Genomic DNA, 17,953 nt, shown 5'->3' with positions numbered 1-17,953 from the left:
ATGCCCGTGGCCGCGTCCGCCGACGGGCCCGTTCAGGACGCCGTCCTGGCTGTGCTGACGGCGGACGCCGAGCTGATGGCCCTGGTCAAGGGCGTGTTCGACTGGGTCAAGGAGAAGCAGCCCTACCCGTACGTCGTCCTCGGGGAGTCCATCGAGACCCCCGACAACACCCATGACAGCCACGGCTCGAACACGGTGATCACGCTGCATGTGTGGTCGCAGTACCGCGGCTTTCACCAGGCGCGCACGATCGTCACGCGGCTGCGGGCGCTGCTGGAGCACCGGCCGCTGACGATCGCCGGGCACCGGCACGTGGCCACCTATTTCGTCTCCCAGCAGACGCTGACCGATCCCGAACCGCCGGGTGACATCCGGCACGTACCGATCTCGTTCCGGGTTCTGACCCAGGTCAGCCCCTAACCACCCAGAGAGGATGTGACCCGCCATGGCCGGTGAGGACGCAACCGGGACCCAGCTCAAGCGCGACAGCAACGGCGCCGGCAACTTCGTGACGATCGCCAGCGTGGAGTCCCTGTCGGGGCCGTCCCGCACCCGCAACATGATCGACGTCACCGCCCACGATTCCCCGGACAAGTACCGGGAGTTCGTCAAGGGGATGAAGGACGGCGGTGAGGTCACCGCCACGATCAACTACCGGCCCGGCGAGACCAGTCACCAGGACCTGGACGCCGATTTCGAAGAGGACGGCCTGCGGGCCTATCAGCTCGTCCTGCTGCCCGGCGACGACGACGAGCACACCTGGCAGTTCAACGCCGGGATCTCGGACATCGGCGACGAGTTCCCCGTCGACGACAAAATGGCGCGCGAGGTCACCTTCAAAATCAGCGGCAAGCCGACCCTGACCGCCACCTGATCGAGGAAGAGAGAGACCCGTGAGCATCAAGGAAGCCATCCGCGCCGCGCAGGACATCAAGGTCGAAGAGGGCGTGGACATCCCCGAGTGGAATGTCACCGTCGACGTGTGGGGCCTGCCGTCCGGGGCGTGGGAGGCCTACCAGAACAAGCTGAACAAGCTGCGCTTTGCCGAGGGCAGCAAGGGCGCGGAGATGGCGGTCAAGTCCAACCGGGCGGAGATCGTCGCGCGCTGCCTATATGAGCCGGGCACCAACCAGCTGGTCTTCCCCGACCTCGCCGAAGGCATCAGCATCCTGTCGAAGAAGGCGCCCGGCACCGTCGACGGCCTGTTCAAACTGTGCCGTCACCTGTCCGGTGAGGACCGCGACTTCGAGCAGAAGGTGAAGGACGCGGAGGGAAACTTCGACGGCGACCAGAGCTGAAACTCCTGTACGACCTGGCCGTGGCTTTCAAGGCCCCGCCGGGTGAGGTGATGCAGCGCTTCACGGACGAGGAGATCGTCCACCTGGTCGCCTACCAGAACCTGTACGGGCCCATCACCCCCAAGCGGCTGGACGTGCTGTTGGCGCGCCTGGCGATGGACCTGATGAGCCCGCACCTGAAGCGGGGCCGGCGGACCGTGCTGCGAGATCACCTGATGGTGTGGTCGCGCGCGGACCGGCCGCGGCAGTCCGGCCGGGAAATGCTCGCCATCGTGAAGAACCTGCAGGCGCAGTACGACCGGGACGACGAGCAGCGTGCCCAGCGGATCAGGCGCACACGCAGGAAGGCGGTGGCGCATGGCGGTTCTGGATGAGCTCCTCGTCCGGCTCGGCGTCGACATGTCGGAGGCCGAGGGCGAGATTGACCGCGGCGCGCAGGGCATCGAGAACCGGCTCACCGGGCTCAGCGCGGCGGGCGGTGTCGCGGCGGCCGGCCTCGGCGCCGCATTCGTCATGGGCCTTGAGTCCGCCATGGACATCTCCTCGGTGACGACCCAGCTGCAGAACCAGCTGGCGCTCACCGACGAGGAGGCCGCCCGCGCGGGCGAGATCGCGGGCGACGTGTACTCGGCCGGATTCGGCGAGTCGGTCGGCGAGGTCGGCGAGGCACTGTCCGCGGTGTCGTCCTCGATGGCCGAGTTCGGTTCCATCTCCGACAAGGAGATGGCCCAGCTCACCAAGGACGCCCTGGCGCTGGCCAAGACCTTCGAGTTCGACGTGGGCATGGCCACCGCGGCCGCGGGCAATCTGATCAAGGCTGGGCTGGTCAAGGACGGCACCGAGGCCCTGGACCTGCTCGCGGCGACCGCGCAGAAGGTGCCCGCCGCGATGCGCGAGGAACTCCCCGAGGTGTCCAAGGAGTACGCGGAGTTCTTCTCCCAGCTGGGGTTCACCGGGCCGCAGATGTTCGGGCTGCTGGCCCAGGCTGCACAAGACCCCACCTTCGAACTCGACAAGCTCGGCGACGCGGTCAAGGAGTTCAGCCTGCGTCTGGCGGACACCAAAGCCGCCGAGGAGCCGCTGAAGAAGCTTGGCTTGGACGTCGCCGAGATCCAGCGGCTGGTCAACGAGGGCAAGGGAACCCAGGCTTTCGATCAGGTCACCACCGCCCTCAAGGGCGTCGAGGACCAGACCGAGCGAACCATGCTGCAGGCTGCCCTGTTCGGCGGCCCGGGCGAGGACCTGGGCAACACGCTGCTCAACCTGGATGCCAGCGGGGCCGCCGCGGCCACCGGCCTGGACCAGGCGGCCGGCGCAGCCCAGTCCGTCTCGGACACCATGGCTGCCTCCCCGGCCCAGCAGTTCGACAGCATCATGCGGACGGTGTCCACCACGCTCGGCGAGATGCTCCTGCCCGTCCTGTCGTTCGTGTCCGACCTGTTCCGCGAGCACCCCGGGCTGCTGCAGATGATCATTCCGGCGCTGCTCGCCCTGGCTGTCGCCCTGGGCATCGCTGCGGTGGCGCAGTGGGCGATGAACTCCGCGCTGCTCGCCAACCCGATCACCGTCGTGGTGCTGCTGATCATGGCGCTGATCGTGTGGATCGTCGCTCTGTGGCAGAAGAGCGAGACCTTCCGGAACATCGTGCTCGGCGTCTGGAGCGCCGTGCAGAGCGGCGTAGAGGCCGCCGTCGACGGGATCGTCGCCGCGGTCGGCTGGCTGGCCCGAGTCCCCGGCAACGTGGCCGGCTGGTTCGGGCAGGCCAAGGACTGGGCCATCGAGAAGGCCCTCGCCCTGGTGTCCTGGCTGCAGGGCCTGCCGGGGCGGGTGAGCCGCGCGGTGTCGGGTCTGTTCGACGCCATCCCGGCCGCCTTCCGCGGCGCCATCAACGGCGTGATCGGCGCCTGGAACAACCTGTCGTTCACCATCGGCGGCGGGAGCATCCTGGGCGTCTCCATCCCCAGCATCACCCTGTCCACGCCCAACATCCCTTTCCTCGCCGAGGGCGGCATCGCCACCGGCCCCACCCTGGCCATGATCGGTGAGGGCTCCGAGAAGGAAGCCGTCCTGCCGCTGTCGCGGCTGGAGCAGCTGCTGAACACGTCCTCGCCGATGGGCGACAAGCTGGCCCCGCAGCACATGAGCGTCGGCTTCGAACCGGGCGGCGGGGACGCGTTCATCGACTGGCTGATGGAGACCATCCGCATCCGCTTCGGCGGCGACGTCACCGCACTCGGACAGGCATAGACGGGAGACTTCAGATGGCCACCTGGCCGCTGCCCCGTATCGGGGAGATGCTCATCGACGGCGTATGGACGGCCGTGCCGATGCGGGAGACCACCAAGATCACCATCAGTCGCGGCATCAGCTCCGAGGCCGTCAAGGCCCGCCCGGCCAGCATGTCGGTGCGGCTCAACGACCCGGACGGCGACTTCAGCCCCCGCAACCCCGAGGGCGACTGGTACGACCGGGCCGGCCGCAACAGCCAGTTCCGCTTCCGCGTCGGCGACGTCCCCGCCGCTCCGGCCGCCGTCTTCACCGACACCTTCGCCCGCACCGTCGCGAACGGGTGGGGCACGGCGACCTCGGGCGCCACCTGGGCCATCTATGACCCGCTGGGTACCTCGCCGCTCGCCTCCGAGTACTCCGTGGCACCCAGCTCCGGGAAGATCACCACCAGTACGCTCAACACCTCCCGCTACATCGCCACCGCCGGCCTGGACCTCGGCGACTACGAGGCTGTCTTCACCGTCGCCACTGGCACCCTGCCCGTCGACGAGAACGCCGAGGAGGGCATCACCCTGTCCGCGGTGTTGCGCGCGGACACCTCGGGCGCCCGCTTCTACCTGGCCGACGTCAACCTGCTGCCCAACACCGGCCTGCCCGGCAACGCAGGTCTGCGCGTCTCGGTCGGCTGCACGCGCTCCGACACCCCGACCGAGTTCGCCGCGCTCTGCCCGCGCCGGCAGATCCCCGGCCTGGTCTACGCGGTGGGCACACCGCTTCGGGTGCGGGTGCGCTGTGAGGGCCCCGAAATCCGCATGCGGGTGTGGAACGACGGCGGCCTGGAGCCGGACCACTGGCACCTGCAGGCCTACGACACCACCTACACCTCCGGCGAGTTCGGCTTCCGCGCCCAGGTCCGCGCCGACGTCACCCCCACCCCGGTCGTGATGTCGTTCGCCGACCTCACGGTGCGCCCGCTGACGGCGGCCGCGGACACCATCCGCATGATCGGGGAGACCGCCGGCGTCACCCCCTATCAGGACGAGAGCGGCAACGACGCCTACGTCGACCTGGACGTCGCCGGGGTGCTGCGCCGCTACGACGGCACCCAGAAGCCGGTCAAGTCCGCGATGCGCCGCCACATCGCCATCTACGCCCCACAGGCGTACTGGACGTTCGAGGAGGGCGCCCAGGGCGACACCTACGTCGCCGAGTACGGCGCGCAGTCCACCGCCGGGCCGCTGCGCGTGACCGGCCTGGACTTCGCCCGTGACACCACCTTGGTGGGCAGCTCCGCGCTGCCCACGGTGAAGGCCGGCGGCACCCTGCGATCCAGCGTCATCCCCGGGATGAACACCGGCTACTGGGCCATCTACCTGATGGTCAAGTTCACCGCCAACGACTTCCCCACCGACGCCGCCAAGCACCAGATCCTGAAGCTCACCACCGGCACCGCCACTCTGACGCTCGCCGCGCAGCTGTCCGGCGGCAGCCACTTCCTGACCCTGGACGGCGTCGACGCCGACGGCGCCAGCTTCGGCACCACCGCGGCGATCAGCCACGAGCAGCTCCAGGCCGCCGGCCGGCTGGGCTTTCTGGAGCGGTGGCAACAGGTCAAGGTGTACGCCGCCCAGTCCGGCGCCACCACCTCCTTCACGCTGGCCCTGCTGGACCCCGACGACCTGGGCCTGACCTCCACCATCTCCGGTGTGGCGGTCACCGCCGACCGGGTCCGCACGATCCGCACGACGTTCGGCGCCGGCGTGCAGGGAATGGGCATCGGCCACCTCAGCGTGTGGGGGGCGAACTTCGTCGACGCCTACACCACCGACTTCAACGCAGGGGACATCTCCTTCGAACTCGGCGCGCCCGGGCTGTCCGCCCGCAACTGGCTGAGCCTGCTCACCTGCGACCAGCAGGCGGCCCTCGACGTGTACGGCCCGGGTAGCACGTTGCTGGGGCCCTACCGGGAGGCCTCGTTCATCGCGCTCGCCGAGGACGCCGCTAAGACCGACCTGGGCCTGCTCGTCGAACACCGCGACCAGGTCGGCCTGAAGTACATCGCGCGGGAGGCCCTCTACAACAAGCCGGTCGAACTCGTCCTGGACTACCGCAGCGGGCAGATCTTCGGCCCGTTCCAGCCCAAGGACGACGACAAGGACCTCAACAACAAGATCACCGCACGGCGGCGGGGCGGCTCCGAGGCCACCGCCGAACTCACCGACGGCAAGCTGTCCACGCAGCCCCCGCCGAACGGGATCGGCGAGAACGAGACCACCGCCGAGACCATCGTCTATACCGACGACCAGCTGGCGGGTCAGGCCAACTGGCGCCTGCACCTGGCGACGTGGGACGAGATGCGCGTGGCCTCCCTGACGCTGAAGATGGCCAACCCCCGCATGCACGCCCTCCTGGACGCCGTCCTGGCGCTCAAGGAAGGCTCCCGCCTGCAGGTCATCAACACGCCCAAGCGGTACGGGCCCAACGGGTTCGACCTGCTCATCCGCGGCAGCAAGGAGGTGCACGCCGAGGGCGTCTTCGACATCACCTTCAACTGCACCCCCTACCGCCCCTACCTGGTCGGCACGGTCCTCGACAGCAACGGGCTGCCCGCCGCCGGCGAGTCGGCCCAGGCGGCCTACGTCGACACCGACGGCAGCACGCTGGCCGCTGCTGCCACGGCGACGGCCACCACCCTCGACGTCCTCACCTCCACCCGCCCGTGGACGTCCGATCCTTTCGACTCGCCCTGGGACCTGGCCATCGGCGGGGAGGAGGTGCGCGTCACCGCGGGCGGCCGGCTGCTCAACGCCAACCCGTTCTTCGACGAGGGCATTGCGGGCTGGTCCGCGCAGGGCAGCACCGTGGCCCCGTCCACGGCCGTCGTGCACCCCCAGGCCAAGGGCTCCATGCTCATCACCCCGGACGGCGTCAGCAGCGACGCAAACGCGGTGGGGGAGCTGACCCCGGTCGGCTCGATCACGCCTGGCGCCTCCTACGTGGTCAGCATGTGGGCGTACTCGCCGGGTGGCTACAGCGACATCCGACCAGGCGTCAACTGGCACACAGCGGCGGGAACGTACATCACGACCAGCGCCGGATCGTCACCGATGCCGGTGCCCGCCGGGACCTGGACGTTCCTGAAGCAGACAGTCACCGCCCCTTCGACGGCGTCCAGGGCGTCAACGTTGGCGCTGGAGAGGGGCACACCGGCGGCAGGCGCCATCTATTACGTATGGGCGGTGCGGATCACCCAGCCCAAGGCATCGGCGATCTATGACACGTTCGCGCGGACCGTGGCCGACGGGTGGGGGATCTCCGACTCGGGGCACACGTGGCTTCTGACCGGGGCTGCCGCCGACTTCGACATCAACGGCACCTACGGGACGGTGACCAACCCCTCGGCGGGCATCGCGCACATCGCCCGCTTCGCCGCCCCGTCGGCCGACACCGACTTCTACGTCGACATCGCCACCGCGGCGACCGCGACCGGAGCCGCGCTGGTCGCGGGGCCGGTCAGCCGGAGCACCGGGAACAGCAACTTCTACACCATCCGGATCGCGTTCAACACGTCCGGAACGATCACGATGATCCTGCAGAAGCGGGTGGCGTCGGTGGACACGACACTCGCCTCCTACACGGCGCCGCTCACGCACACCGCCGGGACCACGTACCGGTGCCGGCTGCAGACCATCGGCACCTCCGTGAAAGGCAAGTTCTGGCTCGCGTCCGCGGCGGAACCCAAGGTGTGGCACATGCAGGCCACCGACACCTCACTGACCGCGGCCGAGGGCGTCGGCATCCGGTGCTTCCGCGACACCGGCAACACCAACGCCAACGCCGAGTTCCGCTTCGACAACTTCGAAGTGATCAACCCGCAGACCTTCACCGTCGAGCGCTCCCGCAACAACATCACCAAGCCTCATGCCGCAGGCACCGAGGTGCTCCTCGCCCGTCCCGCCATCGTCGCCCTGTAGAGAGGAGGCCGCCGATGACGCTCTGGCAACCGGGCATGAGGATCACCGACGCGCGGCTCAACGACGCCCCGCCGTTCACCGTGGAATTCGCGGCGATCACCGCGAACACGGCCACCACCACCACGACGGAGACGGTGGGCATCACGACGGCGCCCATCACCTTCCGCACCGGGCGGGCCTACCGCATCACCTTGAAATGCCTGGCGCAGTCCAGCGTCTCTGGCGACAACATGATGCTCCGTGTCCGCAAGACCGACACGTCGGGTACCGCATACATCGACCAGATCCGGGTCCAGATCCTGGCGGCCGGCGCGAACTGCCCGATCTACTTCAGCAACATCTGCGCGAACACCACCGGAGCCGACGTCACCGCGGTCCTGGTCGCCACCTACCTGCGCAACGTCGGCTCGGGTAACGCGTTCATCGCGGCCTCCGTCAACAACGTGGCCTTCGTCCACGTCGAGGACCTGGGCGACGCCGCCGACTACCCCAGCGCCACCGCGATCACCTGAGGAGACCGGCATGCCGAACTATCCGTACTACACGGTGCAGACCGGCGGCGTGGCACCGGCCACCGTCCAACTGGACATCTATCCCAGCGACACCGGCCTGGACGAACAAGACGTCGTAGATGCGGTCAGGGCGGTCCTTGAGGCACTGCCCGGGGCCCCGACGGTCACCGCGACGTTCCACACCGTCGCCCACACCGACATCTGACGCGACCACCCGCCCACGCCTGCCCCGCGCCGACCGGCCCGGGGTTTCTTCATGCCCTTGGAGGCCTGATGGATGCCACCCTCGGACGCCACGTCAGCACCGTGCAGGCCTGCCGTGGCTTCTCCTATAAGCACCTGCCCGACCCCAAGCTGCAACGGGTGTCCCGCGTCTTCCACGACGCGGCCGCCGAGCTCCTGCAGCTGCTGCCCGACGACCCCGAACTCACCGCGTGCCTGCGCAAGCTGCGCGAGGCCAAGGACTGCGCCGTCCTCCTCGCCGCCGTCGAAGGCGTCCGGGCCGAGGGGAAGGGCTGACGATGGCCACACCACCCAGCGCAGGAACGTTCCTTGACGCCCTCGTCGACGAGGGCCTGACCGTCGTCGAGGTCGGCGACTGGCGCGACCACAACCGCAACCACAAGGGCCCCTGGGGGCCGGTGCACGGCGCGATGATCCACCACACGGTGACCAAGGGCTCGGCCCGCACCGTGGCCATCTGCCGCGACGGCTACGAGGCACTGCCCGGGCCGCTGTGTCACGGCGTCATCACCAAGGACGGCCGCGTCCACCTCGTCGGCTACGGCCGCGCCAACCATGCCGGCCTCGGCGACCCCGACGTGCTGCGGGCGGTCATCGCCGAGAAGACGCTGCCCGTCGACGACGAGGCCTCGACGGACGGCAACCGGCACTTCTACGGCTTCGAGTGCGAGAACCTCGGCGACGGCCAGGACCCATGGCCGGCCGCCCAGTTGCTCGCCATCGAGCAAGTGGGCGCGGCGCTGTGCCGGCATCACGGGTGGACGCCGGCGTCGGTGATCCGGCACCTGGACTGGCAGCCAGGGAAGGTCGACCCGCGAGGGATCGACTGGAAGGCGATGCAGGCCCGTATCGCCAAGCGACTGGGCACGAACAAGCCGGTCACGTCCACGCCGGCGCCGACGACCCCGAGCGTGAGCCTGTCCAAGCTCATCAAGGCCGCCAAGACCGACCCCGCCAAGACGGGCGCCCCGGTGTCGTACAAGGGCGTCGCCACGGTTGAGGCGGCCCTCGTCGACATCGGCTTGCTCGCCAAGCCCTACAGCGACGGGCACTACGGCACCGCCACGGTGACGGCCTACGCGACGTGGCAGCGCTCCAAGGCCGGCGGCGGCTACCGCGGCACGGATGCCGACGGCGTCCCCGGCCGTGACTCCCTCAAGCGACTCGGCTTGAAGGCCGGATTCAAGGTGGTGGACTGATGACCGGGAACCTGTTCGTCTCCGCGATGCGGACCCTCGTCCCGTGGGGCGTCGCCCTGGTGCTCACCGGAACGGGGTGGCTCGGCCTGCCCGTGGACAGCGAGGCCGCGGCGGCCGCCGTCACGGTCGGCGTGGGCTCCGCGTACTACCTCGCGTTCCGCGGCCTGGAGTGGGCGGCCGAGCGGCTCGCGTGGCGGCCCCTGCAGCTCGCAGCCGGCCTGCTGCTGGGGTGGGCGCGGCCGCCCCAGTACGAGACGCCGAGCACCCTGCCGCAGGCGGCCTCTCCCGACCTGGACGCGCTCAGCCAGGATCTGGCCGCGCTCAAGCGCATAGTCCTGGGCGGCGACGAGGACCGCAGATGACGACGCCCCTGCGCGCCCTGGCGGAGAGCACCGGCGTACCCCTGGTCGACGTGGCCGTCATCTGGAGCGTGGCGGCCGTAGCCATCGCCGGCTTGATCGCTCTGGCCTGGCGTACGGTCCGCGGCCTCCGCCGGATCGTGACGAGGATCGATGACTTCGCCGACGACTGGGCGGGCGTACCCGGCCGCCCGGGCGTGCCCGAGAGACCCGGAGTCATGGTGCGGCTCGACCGGATCGAGGACCGGCTACAGGCCATGGCGCACGAGCTGCAGCCCAACAGCGGCCTCTCCCTCAGGGACGCCGTCGACCGCGTCGACGCGCGCACCCGCACCCTCGCACCCGATACCGACACCGCATGACCGAGCCCCCTGCACCGCCCGATACGGGCGGTGCAGGGGGCTCTTTCGCCTGCCCGCGGCGAGCCGGGCATGCCGAATCGCGTTCAGACAGGTCAGTCCAGGATCCCCAACTCGGTGTCCGGACGGCAGAACGCGCACGGCTCCAGGTTGGGATCCGTCAGAGAGACCCGAGCATCATGCTCGCTGATCGAGTGGGGCGTGCCCTCGATCATCGTGCAGTCCCCGAGGTGGATGATGGCGGGCTCGGGTCCGCGGGGCGTCCGTTTCTGCTGGACGACGAACTGCGGCCGAGGCGAGATCCGCGCCATGGGGCCGAGGCCAGCGCCCCCTTTGGGGAGCCGGGGTCGCCGCGGCGGTGGCGCTTCGGCCCGGGCGAGCGCTGCCTGGACGGCTTCGCGCTGGAGCCGCAAGTAAATGCCGACGATCTGGTTGTCGGCGATCTGCTTATCGAGGTGCTCCAGGATCACGCGGAGGCGTGCGGGATCCGGGGGCAGGTCGCTCATGTGTTCGATTGAAACATTGCGCCCTACCCCCGTCGAGCGGGGGTGGGGTGCAGGGCTAGCCCGCCGGGTCTTCCCCGGCGTGCCGTACGGCCTGCTTCACGGCTTGCTCCAGCTCGTACCGGGACATGGCCACGTCGTCCCGTGCCGCGTACTCGGCCACTGCGGCATGGAAGGCTGCTGCTTTGTCGCGCCAGTCTCGGCGCTGCGTCTCGTACTCGTCGCCGTCGAGGCTGGCGAGTTTCGCGCGGGCCTCTTCGGCGGATCGTTCCAGCTTGATCAATTCGTCGGGGATGTCTGCCACGACCAGGGATCCTAAGCGGGGAACTGCTAGGTCAGCCGGAGGTGGTGCAGCATCAGGAGCGCGGCGACTGCGTTTGCCGAGCGGACCTCTCCGCGAGTCACCAGCTCGGGAACCTTCTCTAGCGGCACCCACTCGCGGCGCGCGGACTCCATCGCGTCGACCGGCACGTCCCGCACTTGCTCAGCCTGGTCCGACCAGTAGACGCGGTGGTGACTCGTCGAGATCCCCGGCATGGGGTCGACGGCAAGCAATAGCCGCATCGGACCTGGGCGCCACCCGGTTTCTTCCTCGAACTCGCGCGCTGCCGCGACCGCGGGATCCTCACCTTCACCGGTGCCACCGGACGGGAGCTCCCACCCCCAGGCATCGGTGATGAACCGATGACGCCACAGCAGCAGCACCTCGTTGGCCTCGTTCACCACCGTGGCAACGGCTACCGGACGCAGTCGGATGACGGTGTGGTCCAGGTGCCGGCCGTCGGGCAACTCCACATCGGCCATCGCAACGTTGACCCACCGATTCTCGTACACGGTGCGCTCGCCAAGGTTCCGCCACACAGAAGACACAGTCCGGCCTCTCGTCGGGTACGGCCCCATCCCAACACGCGTGAGCTTCGTCGCGTGCGCCTCGCAACCGGTGCCGGCACTCCATGACCGAGCCCTCTGCACCGTCCGATACGGGCCGTGCAGAGGGCTCTTTGCCGTACCCGGCTACGCTGCCGTCATGATTCGTGCAGTGGTGTTCGACGTCGGTGAGTGCCTGGTAGACGAGACGCGTGAGTACGGCACTTGGGCTGACTGGCTCGGTGTGCCCCGGCATACCTTCCACGCGATGTTCGGCGCAGTCGTCGCGCAGGGCCGGGACTACCGCGAGGTGTTCCAGGAGTTCCAGCCGGGGTTCGACCTCTACGAGCAGCGCGAAAAACGCGCGGCTGCTGGGCAACCCGAGTCATTTGGCGAGGAGGACCTGTACGACGACGTCCGTCCCACCTTTGCCCAGCTGCGGGCCGATGGTCTCTGGCTGGGGATTGCAGGCAACCAGACGATCCGCGCTGGGAAGATCCTCCGCGAGCTGTTCACGGATGACGTCGACCTGATCGGCACCTCGGACGACTGGGGCGCCAGCAAACCCGACCCAGAGTTCTTCCGCCGCGTCGCCGAAGTCGTCCCGTACGGCGCCGAAGAGATCCTCTATGTCGGTGACCGAGTCGACAACGACCTGCGGCCAGCCGTGGCAGCCAGCATGCATACGGCCCTCGTACACCGTGGTCCATGGGCCACGATTCAGTGGCACTCCGAGGAAGCGGAGAAGCTCCCGACGTTCCGCGTCGAGAGCCTCCTGGAGCTGTCTCCGCTGATCAAACAGTTCAACGAGCAAGGGCGCTGACCGTCGTCGACCAGCCGTACAACCTGTCGTCCAGCTTCCGTACGCACTCCTCGTGCTGGTGCGGCGCCAGTGTGCGCCGCACATCACGGACCCGGTCCATGCCCATCGCGTACCACGTGCGCTCCAGCTGATCGAGTGCTCGCAACGCGTACCCGCACGCCGCCTCCGGGTCGCCGGCCGCGGCCTCGACGGCGGCCAGGTCGCCGAGGACCACGGTGGTCTGCTTTTCCTCCGACGCGTCGAGGTCGTCCAGGACACCCAGCAGGGTTACACGGGCCTGCGGCAGATGGCCGGCGCGCAGCTGAGTGTTGCCCTTGAACGCGGCCAACCGGACGGGAGAGAACCAGTCCAGCCACTCCGGCGACGCGTACTCCGAGCCGTTGGTGAGGACATCTTCGGCATGCCCGATCAGGTGCAGTGCCGTCCGTGTGTGCCCGCACCGGGTCTCGCACTCGGCCTCCACGGCGTCCAGCCACGCCAGCAGTTCGGCTGACGCAGGCCCCCGCCGGGCATACGCGCGCGCGGCCACCATTCGCTCTACGGCTGCTTCACGGTCTCCGGCCCATCCCGGGATGAATGCGGTGTGTGCCAGCACTGCGGCCCCCAACAGCGGATCGTTGGCCTCGCCGGCGGCTTGGAGTGCTCGCAGCAGGGTCTGCTGAGCGCGCTCGGCGTCACGCATGTCGAAGAACTCGATCCGCCCCGCGAGCAGCCACGTCTCGCCCAAGGCCGCGGCGATCCGCTGCCGGGTCTGCCCGGCCGTCTCCGGGAGGAGCTCGCAGCCGAGGGTAGCGTGTGCGAGTGCGGCCGGGTGCAAGGTGGCGGGGGCGACCGACCAGTACAGGCGCCGGTGCGACCGCGTGACAGCCGCATAATCCTCGGCGGCAGTGGACGGCTGCATGGCGAGAGCCTTGGTCGGGACAGCAGCCAAGCCGACGGCGGCGGCTGTCGTGGCAAGGACAGTTCGGCGCCCGCGCCCGGTGGCACCGGCTGGCGGGGTGAAGCCGAGGGATTCGAGGTCCTGGCCGAGGACCTGTGTGAGAGCCTGTCCCACCTCGGGATGAGGCCAAGGCGGACTGTCGGACTCCCATCTGCGGACCTGTCGCACGCCGACGCGCAACGCTTCCGCAAGGGCCTGCTGGGAGTGATAGCCCGCCGCCACGCGGGCGGCCTTGAGACGGGTGTTTCCTACGGGCCTTGCCACTGCTGCACCTCCATGCCGAACACTGCGGACAGTGTCGCCGGAAGCCCTCTGACTGACCAGCCGTCACTCATAGGCCCTAAGAGAAGTCCTCTTTAGGGCCGAGAAGAGGCCTCTCGAAGTCCTCGGAACAAGTCCCCCTTGCGGCCACGCTTGTACGCACCTGATCACGACCGGCCCAGGAGGCTCCGCGATGCCGACACCCCGCTTACCCACCGCAGCAGGGTGCACCCTGCACGACGCGGGCCATGAGTGGGACGCGGTTCGCGTCCCGCGCCAGACCGGACTTGCCGCCCTCGCGATCCTCGGCACTCGGTGTGGTGCCGTCGTCGAGGACCCCCTTGGCGGAGTGCTCTACTACTTCGTTCCTGTCGGAACCACACGCGACTGGGATGTGGACAACACCCGTGCACTGGGCGAGGGCGGCACCGTGACGATCCCGCCTCCCCGCCGAACCAGCGGGCCTGGCCCGTTCTGGCGCATGTGCCCAGGCGACGACCGATGGCTGACCGATCCGGCAGCACTGGCCGCCGCGATCTCGGACGCATTCGGCCCGCGCCTCGGATCGGAGCAGGCGGGATGAACGACAGCCGAGTGCACAGCGCCGCGCAGGCCGTCACCGACCAGGTCGGTACGGCGTACAGCGAGCTGATGGACCACTGCGCAAGCTGCCCGAAGTGCAGGGCTACACCTGCCGAGGTCTGCCCGAAAGCCGAGCGTCTGCGCAGCGCGTGGAGCAGAGCACGGAAGGCGGCAAGGCCATGAAGATCTGCGGACGCTGCGACCAGCCGATCGGCATCGGAGAGAAGTACGAAACTCACGACTTCCCCTCCGCGTCCGGGCCTGGCGCAACCGTCCATCTGCACGCCGAACTCTGCGAGCGCGTGCTGATCCAAACCGCTCCCGCGTCAAGGTCGAGGCCGCTGCGGGAGGGATGACCGAGACCGCACAGGTTCCTGTGTGTCACTGACACCCGCTACCGGCCCGCGCGCCGATCGCGCCGGTAGCGGGACGAAACGCGGCCGCCTCCGTCCCCCGTCGGGGGCGGCCGCCCGACAAGACGGCCCACCCCATCCGCTTCCCAGGCGCTGGGGACGGGTCGCGGCGCCCCCGGCCCGGGCCGGGGGCGCTGTCATATCCGGCTCAGACCAGCAGCGTGGCCCCAGGTGGCGACACGGCCGGAGTGCCTGCGCCGTGAGGGAACCTGTCTTGATAGGCGTACCAGCGCTGGATCCAGAGTGCGTCTCCGGCGATGCGTTCCAGCACCACGTTCATTTCGGTGACCAGCACCTGGGTGCAGGAGCCGGCGCGGATATACCAGACACAGTTGCCGTCGACCTCGATTGGGACGACATGGACACCCCGCGGGAACTTGCGCGCAGAATCGATTTCCCACCGAGAGGCGGCGAAGCGGTGACCTTCAGGCGGCTCCTGCATCCGGCCCTCGTGCGCTCCGAGGGTCCAGTTCTGCCGCCACAGCGCGTGGCCGACGTGGTGCCGTACGAGCCAGTTGAGGTCCCAGACGGCCTGGCTCCGGATCTCCAGCGGGTTGAGATAGATGGCCGCTAGGGCGTCCGGGTGTTCTTCGGCGTGCACGAGTGTCTCGGGCGGGACGTGGTCCGGCATCCCGAGGATGTAGATGACTGACTGATGTTGGGCCGACATGGAACTCCCCCCACGAAGCCCCCTGCTGCTGCATTGCCCGAACGGGATGCGGGCAGCACGGAATCGTTGAACCGGCAAGCGCTTCCCAGGCGGACGCTCATCATGCACCGTGCGGCGACTTTAAGCCACCCTCTTGTGCACAGTGAGTAATGATCGCTGGATAACTCGTCACCCGGGCAGGGAAGTTGGGGCGGAAATTGGTCAGTTGCGAGGCAACGGCGCCTTCTCCTCGATGAACGCCAGGACCAATGCCTGATCTTCCGGGCTCATGTCCCGGAAACCCCGGACGAAGGTCCGGGCCTGCTTGTCCTGGCTCCATACCGTGTCGATCCCGAGGAACTGGGAGCCGGCGGCCTCCTGCACCACGCTGATGTGGACCTCAATCCCTGCGGCGAGTGCGCGCAACTGGGGGATGTCGGGCGCTTTGATGGGCCGCCCCTTCGCCAGGTTTTCCAGGGTCCCGCGCTTCCAGAGTGGAGCGCCTGACGCGTCACCTTCCGCCTCCGGGTCGATACACAGTTCCTCAAGGCGGCGGAAGCTGAGCTTGAGCTCTTCCATGCGCTCCGCGACAAGGTCGGACAGGTCTGTGCGCTCGCGCGTCCCGTCGGCTGTCATGACTCTCGTCTCCTGTGTGCGGTCGGGTGTCCGCGTGGCCTGCGGTAATGGGGCTCTGTGTGCACTGCTCAGCGCGCTCGGCGCATCATGCGTCACACGCTGAGTGTCCAGGTTTTTGGGCATGTAGCGCCAGTGGTGGCGTCGGTCTTTGGCGATTCCTTCACTATCCTTGCCCAAAAATCTGGACACGTTGATCGATTGCTGACATGTTGAGACTGCCCAAAACTTTGGGCACTCCAGTGCTCATGCGCAACGGCTCGTCGTCCATAAGGATCACCCATGGAATCCCTCAGACGCCTCGATGACCGCCTCACGGTGATAGAGACGGCCCTAGCCGTCGCGCTCCAAGAGCCCCATCCCGGCCGCCGCACCCAGCTCCTGGCCGTCCTCGAACGCGCCGCCGCGACCACCCGCGAGGAACACGGCACAGCCCAGGATGCTCAGGAGCGGCGCTCGTCGTTCCAGGTCATCACCGGCTCCGCTCGGGGCGATCGACCAGGGGGCGCCGCTCCAGCCGGACGCTGGACGGGTCGAATCCCGGACCACGCCGCGCGCTCGGCAGGATGACCACGCGATACAGGTCCTTGATCACTGTGGCCCTGACATCGAGCGGCAAGTCCATCCACTCCTCACGGGAGATGCCCACGTACCGCTGGAGCCGACGTTGCTCTGCCGTCGCGTCGAGCTGAGCACGCAGCGTGTCGATCTTCCGGTTGAAGGAGGCCACGGCGCGCATCGCCAAGACGGGGTCGAGATCCGGATCATCCGCGAGTTCTTCCAGCTGCGCCGCCCTCTCGTCCCTACGACGTACGATCTCGGCAATCTGGGCGGCGATCCCAGGCGTGCCGTCCTCTGCCGCAGCCTGCAGCTCCGAGGCGAGTCGAGCGTCACTCAGCAGCCGGAGCACGCGCCCCTGCACGTAGGCGTCCACGGGCTCAGTCTTCCTCGACACCTTCTTGCAGACCGGGCAGTAGTACTGCGTGTAGCGGGTCCGGCGATGCGGCTTGTCCTTGCCACCGACAGGCCGTCCTCTCATGATTCCGCCGCAGTCACTTCCGCCGCACTCGGCGACAGTGGACAGCAAGTACCGCCTCTCGCGCCCCACGTAGGGATGTGCGCTGCGGCTGGAGTCATAGAGAGCCGTCACGGCCCGCCAGGCCTCCTCCGAGACGATGCCGTCCCAGGCAGCCTTCTTCAGCTGGCCCTCATGCTCGATCAGCCCGGCGATCCGCGGCCGCAGGACGTAGTCCCGCCACGTCTTGGTGGTCCACGGGTTCCCGGCGGTCGTCGTGCACTTCGTGTTCAGCCACTTGACTACGCCGATCTGAGACTGGCCGGCGAGCTGCCGGTCCACGGCGTCGGCCGCGTAGCGCGCCTCGTCGGGCACGTGCTTGGTCGTGTCGTAGACCGGTACCTCGATGTCCTCGCCGGTGTCCGGGTCGAGTCTGGTACGGGTGCCGATCTGAACACCGAAGCCGAACGGCCGGCTCCCACCGACCTGCGTGAGGCCTCGCTCGGCCCGAGCGCCGAGAGCCCGCTTCACCCGGCGCGAGGTGTTGTCCGACTCGCGGCAAGCCTGGGCGGCCTCGATGCGAAGGATGAAACGGTCGTCGGGATTCGACAGGTCACGGACACCGGACACAGAGGCGAGGGGGATCCGTCGGCTGTCGGCGATGTTGAGCAACAGCTCCAGGTCGTACGGCTGCCGAATGAGCCTGTCGCCGTGGTAGGTCATGATCCCGTCGTGGTGATGGTTCGCCTTCGGGTCCGCCGCTATCAGGCGCCCGCTGTCCACGTCGAGGGTCAGGAGCATTCGGTCCCAGTCGGGCCGCTTGCGGTTGCGCTGCCATGCGGACCGGGAGTTGTCGACGTACACACAGCAGAAGTCGGGCCAGTTCAGGCGACCCCCCATCGCGCGGCCGTCGGCCTCCTGACGCTCGACCTTCTCCAGCGAGCCGTCGGGCGCGTAGGACAACCGACAGTAGAGGGCCGGCCTCTGCGGGATGAGCTGGTTCATGGTTCCGAGCTTAGGTGGGAGTACATGAGTTATGGAAGGCATTAGGGAGATCGCGCCGGGCTCCTGCACGGTGGTCGCGGACCATCCGG

The 17,953-nt window shown here is 68.5% G+C and carries 21 protein-coding genes; 14 read left to right on the top strand and 7 right to left on the bottom strand.

What is annotated here, in order from left to right; all coding sequences use genetic code 11:
• The 12 genes from PH203_RS06460 (at window position 1) to PH203_RS06405 (ending at window position 10,176) form a co-directional block, all read left to right on the top strand.
• The gene (locus PH203_RS06460; protein ID WP_289918261.1) at window positions 1-420 is read left to right on the top strand and encodes a DUF3168 domain-containing protein; all 420 of its coding nucleotides are present in this window, start codon (window positions 1-3) and stop codon (window positions 418-420) included.
• Between the two features lie 25 nt (window positions 421-445).
• Window positions 446-874 (top strand): phage tail tube protein, encoded by a 429-nt coding sequence (locus PH203_RS06455; protein ID WP_289917361.1) that lies wholly within the window; start codon window positions 446-448, stop codon window positions 872-874.
• Window positions 875-893: 19 nt separating this feature from the next.
• Window positions 894-1,298: a hypothetical protein gene (locus tag PH203_RS06450; protein ID WP_289917359.1), complete on the top strand. Its 405-nt coding sequence runs from the start codon at window positions 894-896 to the stop codon at window positions 1,296-1,298.
• Window positions 1,299-1,318: 20 nt separating this feature from the next.
• Complete coding sequence (locus tag PH203_RS06445; RefSeq protein ID WP_289917357.1) at window positions 1,319-1,672, top strand: hypothetical protein; 354 nt, start codon at window positions 1,319-1,321, stop codon at window positions 1,670-1,672.
• Window positions 1,656-3,545: a phage tail tape measure protein gene (locus tag PH203_RS06440; RefSeq protein WP_289917355.1), complete on the top strand. Its 1,890-nt coding sequence runs from the start codon at window positions 1,656-1,658 to the stop codon at window positions 3,543-3,545. The genes PH203_RS06445 and PH203_RS06440 overlap by 17 nt, the downstream gene beginning before the upstream one ends.
• Before the next feature lie 14 nt (window positions 3,546-3,559).
• Window positions 3,560-7,501, top strand: coding sequence for a carbohydrate binding domain-containing protein (locus PH203_RS06435; protein ID WP_289917353.1), 3,942 nt, complete (start codon window positions 3,560-3,562; stop codon window positions 7,499-7,501).
• 14 nt (window positions 7,502-7,515) lie between these two features.
• Window positions 7,516-8,013 carry a hypothetical protein gene (locus PH203_RS06430; RefSeq protein ID WP_289917351.1) on the top strand — a complete coding sequence of 166 codons (498 nt, stop codon included), beginning with the start codon at window positions 7,516-7,518 and terminating at the stop codon, window positions 8,011-8,013.
• Between the two features lie 10 nt (window positions 8,014-8,023).
• The gene (locus PH203_RS06425; RefSeq protein ID WP_289917349.1) at window positions 8,024-8,218 is read left to right on the top strand and encodes a hypothetical protein; all 195 of its coding nucleotides are present in this window, start codon (window positions 8,024-8,026) and stop codon (window positions 8,216-8,218) included.
• Window positions 8,219-8,286: 68 nt separating this feature from the next.
• The gene (locus PH203_RS06420; RefSeq protein WP_289917348.1) at window positions 8,287-8,532 is read left to right on the top strand and encodes a hypothetical protein; all 246 of its coding nucleotides are present in this window, start codon (window positions 8,287-8,289) and stop codon (window positions 8,530-8,532) included.
• A gap of 2 nt (window positions 8,533-8,534) precedes the next feature.
• On the top strand, window positions 8,535-9,455 hold the full coding sequence (locus PH203_RS06415) for an N-acetylmuramoyl-L-alanine amidase (protein WP_289917346.1): 921 nt from the start codon (window positions 8,535-8,537) through the stop codon (window positions 9,453-9,455).
• Window positions 9,455-9,817, top strand: coding sequence for a hypothetical protein (locus PH203_RS06410; RefSeq protein ID WP_289917345.1), 363 nt, complete (start codon window positions 9,455-9,457; stop codon window positions 9,815-9,817). Before PH203_RS06415 ends, PH203_RS06410 begins: the two co-directional genes overlap by 1 nt.
• Entirely contained in the window at window positions 9,814-10,176 is a 363-nt protein-coding gene (locus PH203_RS06405; RefSeq protein WP_289917343.1) for a hypothetical protein, read from the top strand. Before PH203_RS06410 ends, PH203_RS06405 begins: the two co-directional genes overlap by 4 nt.
• Window positions 10,177-10,268: 92 nt before the next feature.
• On the opposite strand, the gene PH203_RS06400 is transcribed toward PH203_RS06405, so the two are convergent.
• The 3 genes from PH203_RS06400 to PH203_RS06390 are packed head-to-tail and all read right to left on the bottom strand — an operon-like array spanning window position 10,269 to window position 11,480.
• A complete protein-coding gene (locus PH203_RS06400; protein WP_289917340.1) occupies window positions 10,269-10,679 on the bottom strand; it encodes a DUF6233 domain-containing protein in 411 nt (136 codons plus the stop codon).
• 55 nt (window positions 10,680-10,734) lie between these two features.
• A complete protein-coding gene (locus PH203_RS06395; protein ID WP_289917338.1) occupies window positions 10,735-10,980 on the bottom strand; it encodes a hypothetical protein in 246 nt (81 codons plus the stop codon).
• A 26-nt stretch (window positions 10,981-11,006) separates the two neighbouring features.
• Window positions 11,007-11,480: an NUDIX hydrolase gene (locus PH203_RS06390; RefSeq protein WP_289917336.1), complete on the bottom strand. Its 474-nt coding sequence runs from the start codon at window positions 11,478-11,480 to the stop codon at window positions 11,007-11,009.
• Between the two features lie 223 nt (window positions 11,481-11,703).
• Here PH203_RS06390 and PH203_RS06385 point away from each other — a divergent pair, with 223 nt between their 5' ends.
• Window positions 11,704-12,366 (top strand): HAD family hydrolase, encoded by a 663-nt coding sequence (locus tag PH203_RS06385; protein WP_289917333.1) that lies wholly within the window; start codon window positions 11,704-11,706, stop codon window positions 12,364-12,366.
• Here PH203_RS06385 and PH203_RS06380 read toward each other — a convergent pair.
• Window positions 12,347-13,570, bottom strand: coding sequence for a helix-turn-helix transcriptional regulator (locus tag PH203_RS06380; RefSeq protein ID WP_289917332.1), 1,224 nt, complete (start codon window positions 13,568-13,570; stop codon window positions 12,347-12,349). The genes PH203_RS06385 and PH203_RS06380 overlap by 20 nt on opposite strands.
• Window positions 13,571-13,760: 190 nt before the next feature.
• Between PH203_RS06380 and PH203_RS06375 the strand changes: the two genes are divergently transcribed.
• A complete protein-coding gene (locus tag PH203_RS06375; RefSeq protein WP_289917331.1) occupies window positions 13,761-14,150 on the top strand; it encodes a hypothetical protein in 390 nt (129 codons plus the stop codon).
• Between the two features lie 560 nt (window positions 14,151-14,710).
• Here the strand turns inward: PH203_RS06375 and PH203_RS06370 are convergent.
• The 3 genes from PH203_RS06370 to PH203_RS06360 all read right to left on the bottom strand — a co-directional run bounded on the left by PH203_RS06370 (window position 14,711) and on the right by PH203_RS06360 (window position 17,933).
• Window positions 14,711-15,232 (bottom strand): hypothetical protein, encoded by a 522-nt coding sequence (locus PH203_RS06370; protein ID WP_289917329.1) that lies wholly within the window; start codon window positions 15,230-15,232, stop codon window positions 14,711-14,713.
• A 201-nt stretch (window positions 15,233-15,433) separates the two neighbouring features.
• The gene (locus tag PH203_RS06365) at window positions 15,434-15,847 is read right to left on the bottom strand and encodes an XRE family transcriptional regulator (protein WP_289917326.1); all 414 of its coding nucleotides are present in this window, start codon (window positions 15,845-15,847) and stop codon (window positions 15,434-15,436) included.
• A gap of 469 nt (window positions 15,848-16,316) precedes the next feature.
• Window positions 16,317-17,933 carry a recombinase family protein gene (locus tag PH203_RS06360; protein ID WP_289917325.1) on the bottom strand — a complete coding sequence of 539 codons (1,617 nt, stop codon included), beginning with the start codon at window positions 17,931-17,933 and terminating at the stop codon, window positions 16,317-16,319.
• Window positions 17,934-17,953: the final 20 nt, after the last annotated feature.

Origin of the sequence: Streptomyces sp. S.PB5 (assembly GCF_030403745.1) — a bacterium.
Taxonomy (GTDB): domain Bacteria; phylum Actinomycetota; class Actinomycetes; order Streptomycetales; family Streptomycetaceae; genus Streptomyces.
This window is presented reverse-complemented; position numbering and strand designations above follow the sequence as displayed.